The sequence below is a fragment of the Blastococcus brunescens genome (assembly GCF_035320885.1).
GTDB classification, from domain to species: Bacteria; Actinomycetota; Actinomycetes; order Mycobacteriales; family Geodermatophilaceae; genus Blastococcus_B; species Blastococcus_B brunescens.
Genome location: NZ_CP141261.1, coordinates 2,049,661 through 2,068,026, shown reverse-complemented (window position 1 = coordinate 2,068,026; position 18,366 = coordinate 2,049,661). Strand labels below are relative to the sequence as shown.

Genomic DNA, 18,366 nt, shown 5'->3' with positions numbered 1-18,366 from the left:
GAGAAGAGGAGAGCCCGCGATGGCCGACCGGCCGCTGTCCTACGACCCCTACGCGCACCTGCCGCAGGTGCCGAGCTTCACCGTGACCAGCACCGACTGCGCGGACGGCGACGTCCTGCCCACGCCGCAGGTCAGCGGTGTGATGGGGGCCGGCGGCGAGGACCGATCGCCCCAGCTGTCCTGGTCGGGCTTCCCGGAGGGGACCAAGAGCTTCGCCGTCACCGTGTACGACCCGGATGCGCCCACGGCGAGCGGCTTCTGGCACTGGGCGGTGGCCAACATCCCGGGCTCGGTCACCGAGCTGCCCAGCGGCGCGGGCGACAAGGACGCACCGCAGCTACCGGAGGGCGCCCTCCAGCTGCGGAACGACGGCGGTTTCGCCGGCTACGTGGGCGCGGCACCCCGTCGGGTCACGGGCCGCACCGCTACTTCGTCGTCGTGCACGCCGTGGACACCGACGCTCTGGACATCACCGCGGACACCACGCCCGCCGTCCTCGGCTTCAACCTGTTCTTCCACACCCTGGCCCGCGCCACGATGGTCCTGACGTACGAGGAGAGCTGAGCGCCATCGGCCGGTGACAGCCGATCAGCGGCGCGCCGCGAGTGCATGAAGGCTGAAGCGTTGCCGCCGTTCGGGGGGACCATGGCGGTATGTCGTGCGCAACCGATCGCTCGGCCGGCCGGGCCCGCTCTGCTGCGCGGCGGGTCCTCCTGACCCTCGCGCTCCTCTCGCTGGTGGTGGTCGCGCTGCCGCCGGACCGAGGGGCGCTCGCGGGCGGGCCACCGGCCACCCAGCTGGTCCCGGCGGTCGTCGCGGCCTATCCCCCGATCGGGACGCTCGCTGTCGCGGTGGCGCGGCAGCAGGTGCCCGTCTCCGGGCTCTCGCTCCGGGCGGCGGAGGCGCGCGCTGCTCGGCTGGCGGCCGGGGCGGCCGGGAACGCCGCGGCCGACCGCGCCTTCCCCACGGCCTCCATGGTCAAGCTGTTCATGGCCGAGGACATCCTGCATCGCGCCCGGAGTGGCGTCCTGGGGCTGCGCGCTGACGACCCGGGCCTCCTCCGGGAGATGATCCGCACCTCCGACGACCCGGCCGCCTCGACGCTGTGGGTCCGCTACGGCGGCGGGCAGATGGTCACCGACGTCGCGGCCCGGTACGACCTGCCCGGCACGCGCCCTCCCCCGCGACGATCCCGGGACAGTGGGGCCAGGCGGTGACGACGGCCCGGGACCTCGCCCGCTTCCTGGCGCTGCTCCCCTCGGTGGCTCATCCCGACGACGCGGCCGCGATCCTGTCCTGGATGCGTGCCGCCACGCCCATGGCTGCGGACGGTTTCGACCAGCAGTTCGGCGTGTTCGCGACCGCGCCCCCGCAGACGCCGGTGAAACAGGGATGGATGTGCTGCGTCGACGGCCACCGGCACCTGCACTCGGTGGGCGTGGTCGGCTCCCGGGTGGTGGTGCTGCTCAGCGAAGTGCCGCGGACGACCGACGTCGACACGGCACGCCGGGGGCTCACCGCGGCGGCCGCGGAGATCCCGGCGCCGTCCCCTGAGCTCGCTGCCGGCCCGGTCCCGGGTGGGCTCAGGCGAGCGGGCGGAGGTCGGCGACGGCCGAGGTCGCCAGCCGGGCGAAGCCCACGCGCTCGTAGATGCGGGCCACGTCGTCGTCCCCGGCGGCGAGGAACACCATGTCCGCCGTCTCGGCGGCGTGCGCGACGAGCGCCGACGCCATCCCCGCACCGACGCCCCGCCCGCGCAGCCGCGGGTGCGTCGCCACCCCACGACCTCGCTGACCTCGGAGCCGTCGATGTCGACCGGCTGGTGCGAGCCGACCGCGACCGGCTGCCCCTTCTCCACCGCCACCATCATCACGGTGCGACCCGAGGCGATCCGCTCCCGGAGCACCTCGGTCCGCGACCGTGCCTCGTCAGAGGTGTCCAGCGGGACGTCGCCCACGTCGGACGGGCCGCCGGGATGGGCGAAGGCGGTGGCCGCCACCCGCTGGTAGCGGGCCAGCTCCGGGTCGTCGGCGCCCACCACGTAGAGGCGGAGTCCCACGGGGAGCAGCAGCTCCACCGGGTCGACGGCGACCAGCAGCGGCTCCTCCTCCACCGTCAGACCGGCGGCCCGAGCGGCGGCCGACGTACCCGGCGAGCACTCCGGCACCCACTCCAGGGCTGTGGGGAGACCCGACTCCTGCTGGAGGGCGACGGCAGCCCGCACGTCCTCCGCGGTGACCGGGTCACCGTCGGCGCGCGGGCGGGCCGGGTACGGCCAGGCAGGGTCACCGACGGGCACGTCGAGCCCGCCGACGGCGTGGATGCGCGCGTCCGGGAGCGGAGCGGCGGCGAAGTAGCGCTCGATGCACTCGAGCAGCCCCGGGCGGGTCGGCACACGCCGACCCTAGACTCGCCGCGCGCCGGCGTGCGCCTCCCGCCCCGTCTCGTGCCTCTCCCCACCCGGGCGGGTGACCCGGAGGAACGCGACCGGACACGCGGACGGCACGATGGGCCCGTGACGGTCGGTGCGCGCGGCTCCATCTCGCCCTACGCGGTCTTCGACCGCGCGTCGTGGCGTGCCCTGGCCGCGGGGACGCGCCTTCCGCTCGACGAGGCGGAGCTGCGCGAGCTGGCCACCCTCGGCGACCGGATCGATCTCGACGAGGTGGCGACGGTCTACCTCCCCTGGCGGAACTGTTGGATCTGCACGTCGCCGCCAGCCAGCGGCTGTGGGCGGCGCAGAGCGACTTCCTCGGCAACAGCACGGCCAAGGTGCCCTTCGTCATCGCGGTGGCCGGCAGCGTCGCCGTCGGCAAGAGCACGACGTCCCGCCTCCTGCAGCGGCTGCTCGCCGGGGCGCCCGGCTCCCCCGCGTCGACCTGGTGACGACCGACGGCTTCCTGCTGCCCAACAGTGCGCTCGAGGCCCGCGGCCTGCTGGGCCGCAAGGGCTTCCCGGAGAGCTATGACCGTCGCGCGCTCGTGCGATTCCTGGCCGACGTGAAGTCCGGCCGCGAGGAGGTCGCCGCCCCGGTCTACGACCACCAGTCCTACGACATCGTCCCCGGCGCCCGGCAGGTCGTGGACCGGCCCGACGTCCTGGTGCTGGAGGGGCTCAACGTCCTGCAGGCCGGTGGCCGCCCCGACGGGACGGCGCCGCCGGTGTTCCTCTCGGACTTCTTCGACTTCTCCGTCTACGTCGACGCCGCCGAGGCCGACATCCAGCGGTGGTACGTCGAGCGGTTCCTCGCCCTGCGGCGCACGGCCTTCCGCGACACCACCGCGTACTTCCACCGCTTCGCCGACCTCACCGACGACCAGGCCCGGGAGACGGCGCTGGGCATCTGGGCGGCGGTCAACGGGCCGAACCTGCGCAGCAACATCGCACCCACCCGCTCGCGCGCCCGGCTGGTGCTGCAGAAGGCGGCCGATCATTCCGTGCGGCGGGTGCTCCTCCGCAAGCTCTGACGCGCAACGGCGACACGCCGGAGCCGACCTGCGAGTACTCCCCGAGCCGTCGTCGGCGTGGCAGTACTTGCCGACCCCTTGGGGTGATCTGGTGATCCGGCTCACGTCCAGCGGCTTCAGTCGACGCGCACACTTGCCGAATTCAGTAATCAGACGAGCACGGTACGTAATTCCGGACCGTGTCGTGGATGCCCGACGAAGAGAGACCGCCATGTGCCATCACGTAACGCCCTGCCCCGACGTCACGAGCGAGGCGCGCGACCTCGCGGCCGTCGTCAGCAGTCACCCCGAACAGGGGTGGAGCCTGCTGTGCAACGGCGTCGTGCTCTTCGACGACGACGGCGAGCTGCTCCCCGACGGCCGCGCCGTCCCCGACCACCACGTCTGGCTGGCACCCGAGCTCGCCCAGGCCTGACGAGGGACCCCGCCCCTCCCACCGGAATGGCCCCGTCCTCCCACCGATCGCAGGCTCCCGGCGGTGCCCTGGACGCCGGCGGCGGCTAGCCCGCATTCGGAGCTCGACCGGGCGCTTCCCGTGCGGCCTGCTCCAGCCGGTCGCGGTAGGACCCCACCACTCGCGGTCCCCGGCGCCAGGTTGTCGTTCCCCGGGCGCAGGCCGGCCGCCCCGTCGATCAGCTCCCGCACCACGTCGGCGTGCCCGACGTGCCGGTTGGTCTCCGCGATGACGTGGACGAGCACCCTGTGCAGGGTGACCTGCGCCCGCTCGCCGTCCCACCACGGCACCGCGCCCCCGGCGTCCAGCCCCAGGGCCTCGATGGTCGCGTCCGCGTGGGCCCAGGCGCGGCGGTACAGGCCCACGACCTCCGCCCGGGACTCGTCGGCGCGCGCCCACATGTCCCAGTTGGGCTCGCTGCCGTCGTCGGCGACCCACACGCCCGCTTCCGCCGCCGGGCGGCCGAAGGTCTCGCCGAAGTAGCCCAGCTCCACGTACGCCAGGTGCTTGACCAACCCCAGCAGGTTGGTGCCGGTGGGCGTCATCGGCCGTCGCGCGCCGTACTCGTCGAGCCCGTCGAGCTTCCAGAGCAGCGCGTCGCGCGCCACCTGCAGGTAGCGGTGGAGGTCGGCCTTCGCGCCGGGGTCGGTCATGACTGGCACGTTGCCAGCCACCCCCGACGGTCCGCCGCCTAGGTCCGGGCGCCCACCACGTCGGCCGTCGTCCCGAGGTCGTCCGGAGCTCCGGACGAGCGGTCCGGGGCCGTGCCGTCATGAGCGGGCTCGTGCGCTCCGAACTCGTGCTCGGCGAAGGCCTCCGGCGGCGGGCACGAGCAGACCAGGTTGCGGTCGCCGTAGGCCTGGTCGATCCGCCGGACCGGGCTCAGGTAGCCCCGCCCCTGGAGGCCGCGCACCGGGTAGACGGCAGTGGTGCGCGCGTAGGGCCGGTCCCACTCCCCGCCAGCATGGCCAACGTGTGCGGCGCGTTGCGCAGTGGGTTGTCGGTGCGGTCGAACTCCCCGGTCGCGACCTTCTCGATCTCCTCGCGGATGGCGACCATCGCCTCGACGAAGCGGTCCAGTTCGGCCTTGTCCTCGCTCTCGGTGGGCTCGACCATGAGGGTTCCGGCGACCGGGAAGCTCATCGTCGGGGCGTGGAAGCCGAAGTCGATCAGCCGTTTGGCGACGTCGTCGTTGGTGACACCGGTGGCCTTGGTGAGCGGCCGGATGTCGAGGATGCACTCGTGGGCGACCAGGCCGTCCGCACCGGTGTAGAGGACCGGGTAGTGGTCCCGCAGCCGGGTCGCCACGTAGTTGGCCGCAAGGATGGCGTGCTCCGTCGCCGCCAGCAGCCCGTCCGGGCCCATCAGCCGGAGGTAGGCCCAGGAGATGGGCAGGATGCCGGCGGAGCCCCATGGCGCCCCGGACACGGTCGCGCCCTGGCCCCCGGTCTCGGCGAGCCGGTGGCCGGGCAGGAAGGGCACGAGGTGCTCCCGGACGCCGATCGGGCCGACCCCGGGCCCGCCACCGCCGTGCGGGATGCAGAAGGTCTTGTGCAGGTTCAGGTGGCTGACGTCGGAGCCGAAGCGCCCCGGCTTGGCCAGGCCCACCATGGCGTTCAGGTTGGCGCCGTCGACGTAGACCTGCCCGCCGGCGTCGTGCACGGCTGCGCAGATCTCCTGGACGTCGACCTCGAAGACGCCGTGGGTCGACGGGTAGGTGAGCATCATCGCCGCGAGGCGGTCCGCGTGCTGGTCGACCAACGCGCGAAGGTCGGCCACGTCGACGTTGCCGGCCTCGTCGCAGGCCACTACGACCACCCGCATCCCGGCCATGACGGCGCTCGCGGCGTTCGTGCCGTGCGCCGAGCTGGGGATCAGGCAGACGTCGCGCTGGTCGTCCCCGCGGGAGCGGTGGTAGCCGCGGATCGCCAGCAGCCCGGCGAACTCCCCTGGGAGCCGGCGTTGGGCTGCACGCTGACCGCGGCGTAACCGGTGACCTCGGCGAGCGCCGCGCACAGCTCGTCGATCAGCTGCCGGTACCCGCGGGCCTGCTCGGCCGGCACGAACGGGTGCACGTTGGCGAACTCCGGCCAGGTGACCGCGGCCATCTCGGTGGCGGCGTTGAGCTTCATCGTGCAGGAACCGAGCGGGATCATCGTGCGGTCGAGCGCGAGGTCCTTGTCGCTCAACGTCCGCAGGTAGCGCAGCATCGCCGTCTCGGAGCGGTGCGCGGAGAAGACCGGGTGGGTCAGGTAGGGCGTACGGCGGCGCAGGTCGGCGGGCAGCGCGTCCTCGCCGTCGCCGCACAGCTCGCCGGCGGCCACCCCGAACGACTCGGCGACCGCGCGCAGGACCTCGGGCGTGGTTGTCTCGTCGCAGGCGACGGCCACCGTGTCGTCGTCCACCCGGCGAACGTTGATCCGACGCTGCGCGGCGTCCGCGACCACCTCGGCGGCGCGCCCGGGCACCCGCACCCCGATCGTGTCGAAGTACGCCTCGTGCACCAGCTGGAGTCCGCCGTCGGTCAGCCACCCGGCGAGCGTCTGCGCGCTGCGGTGCACCCTCGCGGCGATCGCCGCGAGGCCCTCCGGTCCGTGGTAGACGGCGTAGGCGCCGGCCATGACGGCCAGCAGCACCTGGGAGGTGCAGATGTTGCTCGTCGCCTTCTCGCGGCGGATGTGCTGCTCGCGGGTCTGCAGCGCCAGCCGGTAGGCGACGTCGCCGTCGGCGTCGACCGACACCCCGACGAGGCGGCCCGGCAGCTGCCGGGCCAACCCCTCGCGCACCGACAGGTAGCCGGCGTGCGGCCCACCGAAGCCCAGGGGGACGCCGAAACGCTGGCTTGTGCCGCAGGCGACGTCGGCGCCCCACTCCCCGGCGCCTCCAGCAGGGTGAGCGCCAGCAGGTCGGCCGCGACGACGACCGACGCCCCGGCATCGTGGGCGGCGGCGGCGAGCGCCCGGTGGTCGCGGACGGCGCCGCTGGCGCCCGGGAACGACAGCAGCACCCCGAAGGCGCCCGCCTCAGGCAGGTCCTGCGGCCAGCCCGCCGACAGGTCCGCGACGTGCAGCCCGATGCCGAGGGGCTCGGCGCGGGTCTGCAGCACCGCGAGGGTCTGTGGCAGCGTGTCCGCATCGACGACGAAGACGGCGTCCGACGCGGCGCGCCCCGCCCGGCGCACCAGGGTCATGGCCTCTGCGGCTGCCGTCGCCTCGTCGAGCATGGAGGCGCCGGACACCGGCAGGCCGGTCAGGTCCGCCACCATCGTCTGGAAGTTGATCAGGGCCTCGAGGCGGCCCTGGCTGATCTCGGGCTGGTACGGCGTGTAGGCGGTGTACCAGGCCGGGTTCTCCAGCACGGTGCGCTGGATGACGGCCGGGGTGACCGTTCCGTAGTACCCCAACCCGATCATCGAGGTGTAGACCTCGTTGGCGGCCGCCCTCTTCCGCAGCAGGGCCAGCACGGCCGCCTCGTCCAGTGCGGCGGGCAGGTCGAGCGGGGTCCGGTCGCGCACTCCCTCGGGGACGCAGGCGTCCACGAGGGACTCGAGCGTCGGGTGACCGACGGCAGCGAGCATCTCGGCGGTCTCGCCTGGCCGCGGCCCGATGTGCCGGGCGGCGAAGGACCCGGAGGGGGCCAGTGAGCTCAGTGACGGCAGGGATCGAGCGCGGTCGGCCACCAGCCGGACGGTACCAGCGGGCCGCAGCGGCTGAGGAGGCGACAGTGGGCGCGGATGCGCAGTTCTGAGGGTCAGATCTGCGCATCCGCGCCCACTGTTCGAGGCTAGGGCTAGACCGCGGCCCGACGGCGACGGCGCATCGACAGCTCGTCATCGGCGGCGTGCACGGGCCCGCCGTCGAGGCGCTCGGCAGGCAGCTCGGCCAGCTCACCGGAGAGCTCGCGCAGCGCGCCGGAGACCGCGATCCCGAAGACGCCCTGGCCGCCGGCGAGCAGGTCGACGACCTCCTCGGCCGAGGTGCACTCGTAGACCGTCGCGCCGTCGGAGAACAACGTGACGTTGGCGAGGTCCTTGATCCCGCGAGTCCGCAGGTGGTCGACGGCCTTGCGGATGTTCTGCAGCGAGACGCCGGTGTCCAGCAACCGCTTCACGACCTTGAGCACCAGGATGTCGCGGAAGGAGTACAGGCGCTGCGTGCCCGAGCCGGTGGCGCTGCGCACCGACGGCGCGACCAGGCCCGTGCGGGCCCAGTAGTCGAGCTGGCGGTAGGTGATCCCTGCAGCGGCACACGCCGTCGGGCCGCGGTAACCGACCAGGTCGGTGTCGACCTCGTCGTACGGCGGGGCCCCGACAGCGGCATCGCTGAACAGCTGACCCTGAGAGCCGTCCCTCTGGTCGCTCACGTCCAGCGTCCTCCTCTGTCCCGGAGCCGCTCGCGCGGTCCGGGTCGACGGCTTCGCGCCTGCGGTCCGATCGTGTGGGCGTTGCACCCACTGACCTCAGATGTCACACCGTTGTTGTTCGCCGACCGTAAGCCGGGCCAGGGACTCGGTCAACTGAGCGGGGCGGCGTGTCGCCCCGCTCATCATTTCGGGTGGAGGTCCGCGAACAGCTGCCGATAACCCCTGACGGCCCCGTGCCGGCCGGAGTCAGGCCGGGCCACCGCCCTGTCCGGAGCCGGCGCCGAAGTCCTCGGGCGAGATCTGGTCCAGGAACTCCCGGAACTTCTCGACCTCGTCCTCCTGCTCGTCGGGGATCTCGATCCCCACCTCGTCCAGCAGGTCGTCGGCGCCGAAGATCGGCGCGCCCGTGCGGACCGCCAGCGCGACGGCGTCCGAGGGGCGCGCGCTCACCACGCGCTCGTCCCCGAACACGAGCTCGGCGATGTAGATCCCGTCCCGCATCTCGGTGATGTTCACCGCCTCCAGCGTGGCGCCCAGCGCACTCACGACCTCCCGCAGCAGGTCGTGCGTCATCGGGCGGGCCGGCCTGACCCCCTGCTGCTCGAACGCGATCGCGGCGGCCTCGACGGCACCGATCCAGATGGGCAGGTAGCGCTCGCCCTGCGTCTCCTTGAGCAGCAGGATCGGCTGGTTCCCGGGCAGCTCGACACGGACACCGACGACTCGAAGCTCCTGCACGGTGCGACTCCTCGGCTGCGGCCCGGGGGTGGCGGGCGGCTGGTCTCTTCTGCGGCGTCTGGTCAGGCGGCGGTCGGACTCGGGGACCGGCTCGGGCGCGTCGGGGCGCCCCGTCCCGTGGCGTGCGATCTGCCATGTCCACGGTACGCCGGAGTCATGGGCGCAGGAGATCCCGGAGGCGTGCCTCCAGGAGCGCGGTGTGCAGTTGCGCCGACAACGTCGCGAGCTCCCGCAGCTTCTCCGTGGCCCGGGTGCGGGCCTCCTCCGACCGCGCTCGCAGCACGGGGGCGACGAGCTGTTCGACGAGCCCCGCCTCGCGCTCGACGCCGGTGCGGTAGACGCGCAGGTGCCGGGGCTCGATGCCGTGGCGGGCGAGACCCGCGGCGGCGCGCGCCACCGGCAGATCGGCGGCCGGGTGCCGGCCGTCGGCGTCGGTGGCCAGCAGACCGAACTGCACGCAGTCGGCGAGCTGGTCGGGCTCGAGTCCCGCGGCCCGCGCGAACTGGTCCGGGGTCAGCGGAGGCACCCCCGTCTCGGCGTCGACGTCCGCGGCGGGCGGCGGCAGCACCGCGCCGGGGCCGCTGACGGCCGCGGGCAGCGGCTCCCCCGGTCGAGGGCCTCGAGGTGGTCCTTGATCACGCGCAGCGGCAGGTACTGGTCGCGCTGGGCGGCCAGGACGTAGCGCAGCCGGCTCACGTCGGCCCGCGAGAACTTCCGGTACCCCGACGGCGTGCGCTGCGGGTGGACCAGGTCCTCGGACTCGAGGTAGCGGATCTTGCTGATCGTCACGTCGGGGAAGTCGTCGCGGAGAACGGCCAGCACCTCGCCGATGGTCAGTCGTGGCGTGTGCTGATCGACGGCGTCCCCGAGCGCGCTGTCGCGCTCGGGCACCGCCGTCACGTCCCCGTCTCGCCGGCGCCCTGGACCGGGACGCCGGATCGTGCCCCGCACACGCGGGAGACCGCCGGTCCGGCCACTAGCGAGCGGCCGGCTCGCCCGTGCGGGGACCGGTGAGGTAGACCAGGCGGAACTTGCCGATCTGCACCTCGTCACCCCCGGCGAGGTTCGCCACGTCGACCGGCTCCCGGTTGACGTAGGTGCCGTTGAGGCTGCCGACGTCGCGCACCGAGAAGCCGCCGCCCTCGCGGTGGAACTCCACGTGCCGGCGGCTGACGGTGACGTCGTCGAGGAAGATGTCGCTGTCGGGGTGCCGCCCGGCCGTGGTCACGTCCTGGTCGAGCAGGAACCGGCTGCCGGCGTTCGGGCCGCGCTTGACGACCAGCAGGGCCGAGCCGGCCGGGAGCGATTCGACCGCACCGGCGTGCGCGTCGGCCGCCGACTCGGTGATCTCCGGCTGCTCCGTGGAGTCCTCGCCGCCGACCTTGGGGATGACGCTGGTCGACTCACCGACCCGCTCCTGGGAGAGCGCCGAGCCGCACTGCGCGCAGAAGCGACTGCCCTCGGGGTTCTCGTGGCCACATCGAGTGCAGTGCACGTCTGTCTCCTCCTGTGCGAGGGCCCCGCCGCGGGCCTCGGAACGGGCCGCGAGCGGCCGGCGGACGACGGACCGGACGGCCCGCCGTGGGTCGGCCGCCGCGGGAGCGGCGGACCGTGGTCATGGAACCAGCCGGTCGGCCCGAGGGTCAACTGGACGGTCAGGGTCGTGGAACCGAGGTTCCCGTGCTGGTCACCGGCGAACCGGTGCTCTCACGCGATCATAGTGATCGTCGTGCCGCCGGGGCCCGACGGCGGGGCCGTCACGACGCATCCACGAGGGCCTGGTAGGCGTCGGCGTCCAGCAGCGCGCCGGTGGGATCCCCACCCTCGCCAGGAACGCTGATCTCGACCAGCCAGCCCGCTCCGTACGGGTCGGCGTTGACCGTCTCCGGCGCGTCCTCCAGGGCCTCGTTGACGGCCGCGACCACGCCGGCGACCGGTGCGTAGATGTCCGACACCGACTTGGTCGACTCGACCTCGCCGATCGGCGTGCCCGGGGCGACCTCGTCGCCGACCGCCGGCAACTGGACGAACACGATGTCCCCGAGCGCGTCCTGCGCGTGGTCGGTGATGCCGACCCGGACGACGGTCGAGGTTCCGTCGCTCCCTGGATCAGCGCCCACTCGTGCTGATCGGTGTAGCGACGGTCATCCGGTGTGGCCATGCGCTGGTCTCCAGGGATCGTGGTGGGGGCAACGTGCGGACGGCCTCGTTCAGTCGTCGGTCTCGGGTGAAGCGTATTGAGGCGTGTCGAGCGGCCGCAACGCGTCCACCACGACGTCCTCGGACTGCTCGATCGTGACCGCGGCACCCTGCCGGTTCAGGTCCTGGGCGACCCCTCCCGGGATGTTCAGCGCGGTGTCCATGTCCTGCGGCGAGCCGATGACGACGATCTCGTAGGGCGAGGTGACGGGACGCCCGTCGATCATCAGGTCCCCCGGCGTCCCGGTGACCGCGGTGGAGACGCCGACCCGGACCCCGTCGATCTGCATGGTCTCGGCACCGGCACCCCGGAGCTCCTGGATCGCGTCCACGATGTCGCTGACCGCCACCTCGTCGTCCGGGTCCCGGATGGTGATCACCAGCCCGGGGCCCTGTGCGGGAGCGTGCCGTTGAGGATGCCGATGGCCTCGGCGCGCGCCCGCGCCTCCTCCAGCGCCGCTGCGGACTGGCTGTCGGAGCTGGTGAGCTGCTCCAGGGCGTTGCGCTGGTCGGCGATCTGCTCGCGGAGTCGTTCCTCGCGCGCGTTGAGGTCGTCGAGGATCCGGACCAGGTCCTCCTCCCGGGCGCCGGCGTAGTCCTGGTCGTCGCCGACGGCCCGCACCTGGACGGCGAAGGCGAAGCCGAGGAGCAGCGTGAGGACGCCGATGAGGGCGGCGGCCAGGGGTCGCGGCGCCTGCGGGCCGGCCGTGTCGGCGGGGCGGCGTCCGCTTCCGCGCCCTCCGACGCCGCACCTTCCGACGCCGCGTCCGTCGGGGCCCGTGTGGTCGCCGGCTCGTCGGCGGCGGCCTCGTCCTCCCGGTCCGGTACGGGTGCCGCGGTCTCCTCGGCGGCCGCATCGGCCGTCGCGTCCGGGACCGCGCCGTCCGGCGGTTCCACCGGCGCAGCGGGTCGTTCCCCAGGGATCCCGCACCGAACGGGTGCGGCACCACGACGTCGTCCCCGGCGGGACCGGGGTCCTGCCCCGGGTGCCGGCCGGGACCGGGCCGCTGGTCGCCGCTCATGCCCGGAACACGTGCCGGCGGATCGCTGCGGCGTTGCCGAAGATCCGGATGCCCAGGACCACCACGACCGCGGTCGACAGCTGCGCCCCGACCCCGAGCTGGTCACCGAGGAAGACGATCAGGGCCGCGACCACGACGTTGGACACGAAGGAGATCACGAACACCTTGGCGTCGAAGATCCCGTCGAGGCGGGCGCGGAAGCCGCCGAAGACGGCGTCCAAGGCGGCCACGACAGCGATCGGCAGGTACGGCTGCAGCCAGAGCGGCACGGTCGGGTCGAAGAAGAGGCCGAGGAGGACGCCGGCCGCGAGTCCGAGGATCGGGATCACGGGGTCAGCCTCCAGGCAGGGAATCGGGTTCGGCGGCCGGCGCGTCGCGGCCCTCCGGTCGGGCGGAGTCGAGTTCGGGGATGCCGCCCGCGGGAAGGGACAGCTCCTCCCGCTCGGCGAACTCGAAGCGGAGTCCGAAGGTCTTGGAGATCCCCGCGAGGACCTCGACCTCGGGGCTGTCGAGGAAGGCGTTCGACAGCTCGTCCGGATCGCCGATCGCCCTGATCTCGTACGGGTTGGTGACCGGCCGGAAGTCCACCAGCACCGCCTCGCCGGCGAAGCGGATGGCGGTCGTGGGGCCGAGGCGCTGGCCGTTGATGCTGATCGCCTCCGCGCCGGCGGCCCACAGCGCATTCACGACGACCTGGAGATCGCCGTCCTTGACCCGTCCGCGCAGGTCCTCCTGGGCGGTGCCGCCACCCACGGGGTCCTCGTCGGCGGTCGGGTCGGCGTTGGCCAGGGTCACGAGCAGACCCGGCCCGGTGACGGCCACCGCGGCGGCATCGCGCTCGGCGCGGGCCAGCACGTCCGCGGCCCGCTGTCCCACGGCGCTGGCCGCGAGCACCTCGTCGCGGGCGCTGGTGAGCTGGGTGCGCAGGAGCTCGAGCTGACCGGCCAGTTCGTCGGTGATGGCGGAGTCGCGCCGGATGTCGTCGACGAGAGCGGCCCGTACCTGCTGCCGGCCCTGGACGCTCGCGGCCGCCTCCTGGTAGGTGATCGCCACCAGCACCCCGGCGACGGCCATGGTCACCGCCACCGCCACGCGCCCCTGCGGCTGGGCCTGGGGTCACCGCCGGCGGCGCGGTCCGCTGCCGCGCGTGCGTAGGCGGGGTCGAGGGTCTCGGCCAGGACGGCGTCGAGGAGGGACGCGCCCATCGAGCGCGGCCCGCCGCCCCGCGGTGCTGCGGTCACCGCGCCGTGCGGGACAGGGTGCCGGCCCGCTCGGCACGCACGATGCCGGCCACCTGGATGACGTAGAAGAGGCCGGCCAGCACGTACAGCGCCGTTCCCCAGATCGTGAACGCCCAGGCGAACGGCTCGATGGCCGTCGCGAGCCAGCCGCTGCCGTCGGCCAGCAGCAGACCGGGGAACGCGTAGAGCAGCAGGAGCGTGGCGGCCTTGCCGAGGTAGTGCACCTGCAGCGGCGGATAGCCGTAGTGGCGCAGCACGAGGAGGGCGATGCCGAGGACCACTTCCCGCCCGACGAGGAGGGCGACCACCCACACCGGGACGATGTCGCGCAGCGCGAGCGCGATCAGCGTGCTGACGATGTAGAGCCGGTCGGCCGCTGGGTCCAGCAGGGCCCCCAGCTTGCTGCTCTGGTCCAGCCAGCGCGCCAGCTTGCCGTCGAGCCAGTCGGTGAAGCCGGAGACCATCAGGACGGCGACGGCCCAGCCATCGGCCTCGGGACCGAGGAGCAGCCAGAGGAAGAACGGCACACCCAGCAGCCGGAGCACCGAGAGCGCGTTGGGCAGCGTCCACACCCGGTCGGGCAGGTCCTCGCGATCGGTGACAGGTGGCGAGCCGGCCGGCAGCGGCCCGTCCGGAGGGACGGGTGCAGTCGCCGACGAACCGTTCGACGACGTCACTGCTCCTCCACCTCGTCTCCCAGCCCAGGGACAGCGAGTACGAGGCTAGTGGAAGGACCCCTGCCCCCCACCACTCGCACGCTCGCGGCGGGTCCCTGCAGGGGGCCACCACGAGCAACAGATCCGGCCCCCAGAACTCGCACGCTCGCGGCGGGTCCCTGCAGGGGGCCACCACGAGCAACAGATCCGGCCCCCAGAACTCGCACGCTCGCGGCGGGTCCCTGCAGGGGCGCCTCCACGAGCAACAGATCGGGCCCCTCAGCACTCGCACGCTCGCGGCGAACTCCGGAAGGACCCCGTCATCGACGCCCGGGCTCGCCGATCACGCGGACACCGCGAGATTCGCCGGCGCCGGCTCGTAGCCGAGGGGCGCCGCGAGAAGGCGCCCGTGCCGTGGGTGACCGACCGCAGGACCCCCGGATAGGTGAGCAGCTCGACCTCCGGGACCTCCGCGCGCACCGTCGTGCTGTCCCGCAGTGGATCGGCCTCGCTGCCGGTCACCCGAGCGCGACGGCCCGAGAGATCGCTCATGACGGCGCCGACGTACTCCCCGGCACCACGACCTGCACCTCGCACCACGGCTCGAGCACCCGGGTGCCCGCCGCGGCCGCGAGCTCGCGGAGCGCCAGGGCGCCGGCGGCCTGGAAGGCTGCGTCGGAGGAGTCCACCGAGTGCGCCTTGCCGTCCACGAGGGTGAGGTGGACGTCGACGAGCGGCCGGTCCCCGCTGATCCCCCGCTCGGCCTGCAACCGGATCCCCTTCTCCACGCTGCCGTGGAACTGGGTGGGCACCGTGCCGCCGACGATGCGCTGCTCGAAGACGATGCCCGACCCCGGTGGCCCGGGCTCGGCCTCGATGACGACGACGGCGTACTGGCCGTGCCCACCGGACTGCTTGACGTGCCGGCCGGTCACCCGCGCGGGACCGGCCAGCGTCTCGACCATGGGAACGCGCACGGGCACCGTGGTGACGGAGACGCCATGGCGGGTCCGCAGTCGTTCCAGGAGCACCTCCGCGTGCGCCTCGCCGACGCACCAGAGCAGGAGCTGACCGGTGTCGGGGCGACGTTCGAGGTGCACGGTGGGGTCCTCGGCCACCAGCCGGGCCAGCGCCGTCGCCAGCCGGTCCTCGTCCGACCGGGACGCCGCCTCGAGGGCGACGGGGAGCTGCGGGCTCGGCAGATCCCACGGCGGGACCAGTCGTGGGTCCTCCGGCGAGGACAGGGTGTCGCCGGTCTCGGCGCTCGCGAGCCGGGCGACGGCGCAGACGTCGCCCGCGGGGCACGAGGCGACCGGCCGCAGCGTCGCCCCCAGCGGAGAGGACAGGGCGCCGATCCGCTCGTCGACGTCGTGGTCGGGATGACCGCGGTCGGTCATGCCGTGCCCGGACACGTGCACGGGGACGTCGGGCCGCAGCGTCCCGCTGAAGACCCGGACCAGGCTGACCCGGCCCACGTAGGGGTCGGTGGTGGTCTTGACGACCTCGGCCACCAACGGCCCCTCCGGGTCGCAGGCCAAGGACGAGACGGGCGAACCGTCGGGCCGCGAGACCGCCGGGCAGCCGTGCTCCATGGGGCTCGGGAACCCGGCGACGATGAGCTCGAGGAGATCGGGGACGCCCACGCCCGTCAACGGGGCGGCGCAGAGCACCGGGTGGAAGTGCGCACGGGCGACCGCCGTCTCGAGATCGGCGATGAGGTCGCCCTGGACCAGGTGGTCACCGGCCAGGTACCGCTCCATCAGCGCCTCGTCCTCGCTCTCGCCGATGATCCCCTCGATGAGCTCCGAGCGGAGGCGGTCGGCGCCCGCCCGCCCCGCGCTCGCATCGGGCTCCAGGAGCGAGACCAGCCCGCGCACGGCGCCGTCCGGCCCCGGTCGACGAGGTGCACGGGGTAGACGCCTTCGCCCAGCAGGAGCTGGCACAGACGGACGGCCTCCTCGACGTCGGCCCGCGCCCGGTCCAGCTGGGTGATGACGACGGCGCGCGGCATGCCGACGGCGGCGCACTCCTCCCACAGCGCCACGGTGGCGGCGTCGACACCGTTGACCGCCGAGACGACGAACAGGGCGGCGTCCGCGGCGCGCAGCCCCGCGCGCAGCTCGCCCACGAAGTCGGGCGACCCCGGGGTGTCGAGCAGGGTGATCCGGTGGCCGGCGTGCTCGATCGTCGCGACACCGAGGGACACCGAGCGCTGCTGGCGCACCTCCACCTCCTCGGTGTCCAGGCACGTCGTGCCGTCCTCCACCCGACCGGCGCGCGGCAGCGCGCCGGTGGCGACGAGGAGCGCCTCGGCGAGGGTGGTCTTCCCCGCCCCGCGTGGCCGACCAGCGCCACGTTGCGCACGTGCGTGGCCGGCCGCGGGGCCGGCGCCGTCCCGGTGTCCTTCGCCATGGGCCGGCGCTCAGCCGTTCGCTGTCTCGGTACGGACCACCGTGGCGGTACCGGCCGGGTAGAAGAGCCCGGTGTGCCCGTCGGGTTCCCAGCGCACCCGGTAGGGCGGCCCTCCCCGGGCTCGGCGCACTCGACGACCTCGCCCACCCGCTCGGGTTCTCCCTGATGGGTGGACCGCACGACGATCCGGTCTCCGACATGAGCTTCCACGGCGGCCTCCGAGGGTGGATTGTGGCGTGCTTCACAGCCTGCCCGCGATCGCGGGGCCGGACAAGCCCCTCGGGCCCTCAGCGGACGCGAGCCGCGCGTCGTCGTTGCAGCGCTCGGGCGCCGCGCCGGTGCAGCAGCCATCCCCCGACGATGAGCAGGACCCCGGCCGCCAGGAAGCCGAGGTCCCAGCTCAGCGGGGCGCCGAGGTCGTCGCGCACGTGGTGGACGCCCAGCAGCTGGTGGTCGATCAGCCCCTCGACGAGGTTGAAGATCCCCCAGCCGGTGAGCACCAGCCCGAGGTGGAAGGAGTAGCTCGGCGCGAGGCGGCCCTGCTGCCACGCCCGGATCGAGGTGATCGACGCCGCGACGACGAACAGCCAGGTGGCCACGTGGAAGAACCCGTCGGCGAGCGTGTTGACCTCGAGCCCTGCCAGGGTCGTCGGCGGCCTCTGGGCGCTGACCATGTGGTGCCACTGCAGGATCTGGTGGAGGACGATGCCGTCGACGAAGCCGCCGAGGCCGAGCCCCAGGAGCAGTCCCGACGCCCTCGGGGGCGGCCGTCCGGCCGAGGGGTCTCTGCCATGCGGCTGCCCTACCCGGCCGGGAGCCGACCACTCCCGTCAGGACGGGGACCGGGACGACCGACCGGACCACGTCCGCACCTGAGCTCCACCGGAGGCGCCCCGGGACGCCGCGACTCAGCGGTGACCCGACAGGCGCGCGGCCACCCGGTCGACCTGCCGCCACTGCTTCAGGGAGAGCCGGACCACGGGCCGGTGCGCGGGGTTGAGTTCCAGCAGGTCGATGACGTCGGCCTGGATCGCGGTCGGCTCGCGCGCGTCGGAGACGTCGAGTGCGCTGTCGTGGATCACGGGGACCTCCGTTGACTTCCGCTGCCGGTCGTCGGCTATCCGGCCGCCGGCTGCCGGAAACCGCCGTCCGTCGCGTCGTAACCAGAACGCAAGGAAGCCGGGCGGTGGCCGGGTGCCCGGCATGTGCGGCCAGCCGCCGGGTACGCCGGACGCATGAACGACTCGAGCGGCTCCCCACTGGTCGCGAGCCGGACGCCCGGCCCGGGCCCGAGGCCCGCCCGGTTGCCGCCGTCGCTCCCCACCCCGCTCCCGGCACGCGCTCGTCGTCTTCGGCTCGTCGCTGGTCCTGGTGGTGTGCGCGGTGGCCGGGATCCTGTTCCTCTTCACCCCCAGCCGGTGGGGTACGCGGTCCTCCGGCTGGGGATGGCTGCGCTGGCGGCTGCCGTCCTGGTCGTCACCGTCCGCAGGAGATCGCGGGGCGGGCGGAGCTGAGCCACGGCTCCCGGCCCCCGTGCCGACCGGACGGGCTACCCGGTCCGCGGCGGTCGCGGGAGGTCTCCAGCCTGGACGCGGAGCCGGCGACCGCGTGTGGCGGGGCGGTGTCGAACCGGTGTCACTGGTGCCACATTCCGATTCCGCGCGGCTCGGACGGGCACGCCCAGTGCGGTCCGGGAGGAACGGCGCACGCGGCAACGCGCGCCGGTCGGAGCTGAGGAGACGACGTGACCACCAGTGCCGCCCATCGCACGGAGGCCCTCGAGGAGCAGGGGCAGGACGACTGACCGAGGAGCCG

At 73.6% G+C, this 18,366-nt stretch carries 25 protein-coding genes and 4 pseudogenes; 6 read left to right on the top strand and 23 right to left on the bottom strand.

What is annotated here, in order from left to right:
• Nucleotides 1–19: 19 nt before the first annotated feature.
• Together U6N30_RS13760 and U6N30_RS13755 are read left to right on the top strand one after the other, a co-directional pair.
• Nucleotides 20–564, top strand: a pseudogene (locus U6N30_RS13760) (YbhB/YbcL family Raf kinase inhibitor-like protein).
• A gap of 89 nt (nucleotides 565–653) precedes the next feature.
• Nucleotides 654–1,217, top strand: a complete 564-nt coding sequence (locus U6N30_RS13755) for a serine hydrolase (RefSeq protein ID WP_324277710.1) — start codon at nucleotides 654–656, stop codon at nucleotides 1,215–1,217.
• On the opposite strand, the gene U6N30_RS33855 is transcribed toward U6N30_RS13755, so the two are convergent.
• A complete protein-coding gene (locus tag U6N30_RS33855; RefSeq protein ID WP_422678069.1) occupies nucleotides 1,115–2,395 on the bottom strand; it encodes a hypothetical protein in 1,281 nt (426 codons plus the stop codon). The two genes, U6N30_RS13755 and U6N30_RS33855, sit on opposite strands and share 103 nt — an antisense overlap.
• A 302-nt stretch (nucleotides 2,396–2,697) precedes the next feature.
• Between U6N30_RS33855 and U6N30_RS13745 the strand changes: the two genes are divergently transcribed.
• From U6N30_RS13745 to U6N30_RS13735, 3 genes and pseudogenes are all read left to right on the top strand, one after another.
• On the top strand, nucleotides 2,698–2,886 hold the full coding sequence (locus U6N30_RS13745) for a hypothetical protein (protein WP_324277709.1): 189 nt from the start codon (nucleotides 2,698–2,700) through the stop codon (nucleotides 2,884–2,886).
• Nucleotides 2,883–3,467 (top strand): type I pantothenate kinase, encoded by a 585-nt coding sequence (gene coaA / locus U6N30_RS13740; protein WP_324277708.1) that lies wholly within the window; start codon nucleotides 2,883–2,885, stop codon nucleotides 3,465–3,467. Before U6N30_RS13745 ends, coaA begins: the two co-directional genes overlap by 4 nt.
• 211 nt (nucleotides 3,468–3,678) lie before the next feature.
• Nucleotides 3,679–3,789, top strand: a pseudogene (locus U6N30_RS13735) (DUF5999 family protein); the annotation flags it as partial.
• On the opposite strand, the gene U6N30_RS13730 reads toward U6N30_RS13735, so the two are convergent.
• The 22 genes and pseudogenes from U6N30_RS13730 to U6N30_RS13630 all read right to left on the bottom strand — a co-directional run bounded on the left by U6N30_RS13730 (nucleotide 3,750) and on the right by U6N30_RS13630 (nucleotide 17,633).
• Nucleotides 3,750–4,574: a DinB family protein gene (locus U6N30_RS13730; protein ID WP_324277707.1), complete on the bottom strand. Its 825-nt coding sequence runs from the start codon at nucleotides 4,572–4,574 to the stop codon at nucleotides 3,750–3,752. The pseudogene U6N30_RS13735 and the gene U6N30_RS13730 overlap by 40 nt on opposite strands.
• 38 nt (nucleotides 4,575–4,612) lie before the next feature.
• Nucleotides 4,613–4,834 (bottom strand): hypothetical protein, encoded by a 222-nt coding sequence (locus U6N30_RS13725; protein ID WP_324277706.1) that lies wholly within the window; start codon nucleotides 4,832–4,834, stop codon nucleotides 4,613–4,615.
• Nucleotides 4,804–5,754: an aminotransferase class V-fold PLP-dependent enzyme gene (locus U6N30_RS13720; protein ID WP_324277705.1), complete on the bottom strand. Its 951-nt coding sequence runs from the start codon at nucleotides 5,752–5,754 to the stop codon at nucleotides 4,804–4,806. Before U6N30_RS13720 ends, U6N30_RS13725 begins: the two co-directional genes overlap by 31 nt.
• 41 nt (nucleotides 5,755–5,795) lie before the next feature.
• Nucleotides 5,796–7,498, bottom strand: a pseudogene (locus tag U6N30_RS13715) (aminomethyl-transferring glycine dehydrogenase).
• A 212-nt stretch (nucleotides 7,499–7,710) separates the two neighbouring features.
• Nucleotides 7,711–8,283 carry a MerR family transcriptional regulator gene (locus tag U6N30_RS13710; protein ID WP_479690602.1) on the bottom strand — a complete coding sequence of 191 codons (573 nt, stop codon included), beginning with the start codon at nucleotides 8,281–8,283 and terminating at the stop codon, nucleotides 7,711–7,713.
• A gap of 246 nt (nucleotides 8,284–8,529) precedes the next feature.
• Nucleotides 8,530–9,021 (bottom strand): bifunctional nuclease family protein, encoded by a 492-nt coding sequence (locus tag U6N30_RS13705; protein ID WP_324277704.1) that lies wholly within the window; start codon nucleotides 9,019–9,021, stop codon nucleotides 8,530–8,532.
• 154 nt (nucleotides 9,022–9,175) lie between these two features.
• Complete coding sequence (locus tag U6N30_RS13700) at nucleotides 9,176–9,547, bottom strand: hypothetical protein (protein WP_324277703.1); 372 nt, start codon at nucleotides 9,545–9,547, stop codon at nucleotides 9,176–9,178.
• Entirely contained in the window at nucleotides 9,535–9,912 is a 378-nt protein-coding gene (gene ftsR / locus U6N30_RS13695) for a transcriptional regulator FtsR (RefSeq protein ID WP_324277702.1), read from the bottom strand. Before ftsR ends, U6N30_RS13700 begins: the two co-directional genes overlap by 13 nt.
• Before the next feature lie 85 nt (nucleotides 9,913–9,997).
• Nucleotides 9,998–10,516 carry an oxoglutarate dehydrogenase inhibitor Odhl gene (gene odhI / locus U6N30_RS13690; protein WP_324277701.1) on the bottom strand — a complete coding sequence of 173 codons (519 nt, stop codon included), beginning with the start codon at nucleotides 10,514–10,516 and terminating at the stop codon, nucleotides 9,998–10,000.
• A gap of 262 nt (nucleotides 10,517–10,778) precedes the next feature.
• Nucleotides 10,779–11,141 (bottom strand): glycine cleavage system protein GcvH, encoded by a 363-nt coding sequence (gene gcvH, locus U6N30_RS13685; RefSeq protein ID WP_324277700.1) that lies wholly within the window; start codon nucleotides 11,139–11,141, stop codon nucleotides 10,779–10,781.
• A 90-nt stretch (nucleotides 11,142–11,231) separates the two neighbouring features.
• A complete protein-coding gene (locus U6N30_RS13680; RefSeq protein WP_324277699.1) occupies nucleotides 11,232–11,600 on the bottom strand; it encodes a DUF881 domain-containing protein in 369 nt (122 codons plus the stop codon).
• Entirely contained in the window at nucleotides 11,597–11,842 is a 246-nt protein-coding gene (locus tag U6N30_RS13675; protein WP_324277698.1) for a hypothetical protein, read from the bottom strand. Before U6N30_RS13675 ends, U6N30_RS13680 begins: the two co-directional genes overlap by 4 nt.
• Before the next feature lie 396 nt (nucleotides 11,843–12,238).
• On the bottom strand, nucleotides 12,239–12,571 hold the full coding sequence (locus tag U6N30_RS13670) for a small basic family protein (protein ID WP_097183245.1): 333 nt from the start codon (nucleotides 12,569–12,571) through the stop codon (nucleotides 12,239–12,241).
• A gap of 4 nt (nucleotides 12,572–12,575) precedes the next feature.
• A complete protein-coding gene (locus U6N30_RS13665) occupies nucleotides 12,576–13,316 on the bottom strand; it encodes a DUF881 domain-containing protein (protein ID WP_324278294.1) in 741 nt (246 codons plus the stop codon).
• A 2-nt stretch (nucleotides 13,317–13,318) separates the two neighbouring features.
• Nucleotides 13,319–13,483 (bottom strand): hypothetical protein, encoded by a 165-nt coding sequence (locus tag U6N30_RS13660; RefSeq protein ID WP_324277697.1) that lies wholly within the window; start codon nucleotides 13,481–13,483, stop codon nucleotides 13,319–13,321.
• Nucleotides 13,480–14,160, bottom strand: a complete 681-nt coding sequence (gene clsA / locus U6N30_RS13655) for a cardiolipin synthase ClsA (protein WP_324277696.1) — start codon at nucleotides 14,158–14,160, stop codon at nucleotides 13,480–13,482. The genes U6N30_RS13660 and clsA overlap by 4 nt, the downstream gene beginning before the upstream one ends.
• A 258-nt stretch (nucleotides 14,161–14,418) precedes the next feature.
• Nucleotides 14,419–14,691, bottom strand: a complete 273-nt coding sequence (locus U6N30_RS13650; protein ID WP_324277695.1) for a hypothetical protein — start codon at nucleotides 14,689–14,691, stop codon at nucleotides 14,419–14,421.
• Nucleotides 14,688–16,016: an EF-Tu/IF-2/RF-3 family GTPase gene (locus tag U6N30_RS13645; protein WP_324277694.1), complete on the bottom strand. Its 1,329-nt coding sequence runs from the start codon at nucleotides 16,014–16,016 to the stop codon at nucleotides 14,688–14,690. Before U6N30_RS13645 ends, U6N30_RS13650 begins: the two co-directional genes overlap by 4 nt.
• Nucleotides 15,899–16,423: a GTP-binding protein gene (locus U6N30_RS13640; protein ID WP_324278293.1), complete on the bottom strand. Its 525-nt coding sequence runs from the start codon at nucleotides 16,421–16,423 to the stop codon at nucleotides 15,899–15,901. Before U6N30_RS13640 ends, U6N30_RS13645 begins: the two co-directional genes overlap by 118 nt.
• A gap of 138 nt (nucleotides 16,424–16,561) precedes the next feature.
• Nucleotides 16,562–16,902 (bottom strand): annotated as a pseudogene (locus tag U6N30_RS33850) (DUF1918 domain-containing protein).
• The gene (locus U6N30_RS13635) at nucleotides 16,839–17,291 is read right to left on the bottom strand and encodes a DUF2243 domain-containing protein (protein ID WP_324278292.1); all 453 of its coding nucleotides are present in this window, start codon (nucleotides 17,289–17,291) and stop codon (nucleotides 16,839–16,841) included. The pseudogene U6N30_RS33850 and the gene U6N30_RS13635 overlap by 64 nt, the downstream one beginning before the upstream one ends.
• 168 nt (nucleotides 17,292–17,459) lie before the next feature.
• Nucleotides 17,460–17,633: a hypothetical protein gene (locus tag U6N30_RS13630; protein WP_324277693.1), complete on the bottom strand. Its 174-nt coding sequence runs from the start codon at nucleotides 17,631–17,633 to the stop codon at nucleotides 17,460–17,462.
• 153 nt (nucleotides 17,634–17,786) lie between these two features.
• Between U6N30_RS13630 and U6N30_RS13625 the strand changes: the two genes are divergently transcribed.
• Nucleotides 17,787–18,065, top strand: coding sequence for a hypothetical protein (locus tag U6N30_RS13625; RefSeq protein WP_324277692.1), 279 nt, complete (start codon nucleotides 17,787–17,789; stop codon nucleotides 18,063–18,065).
• The last annotated feature ends 301 nt before the right edge of the window (nucleotides 18,066–18,366 follow it).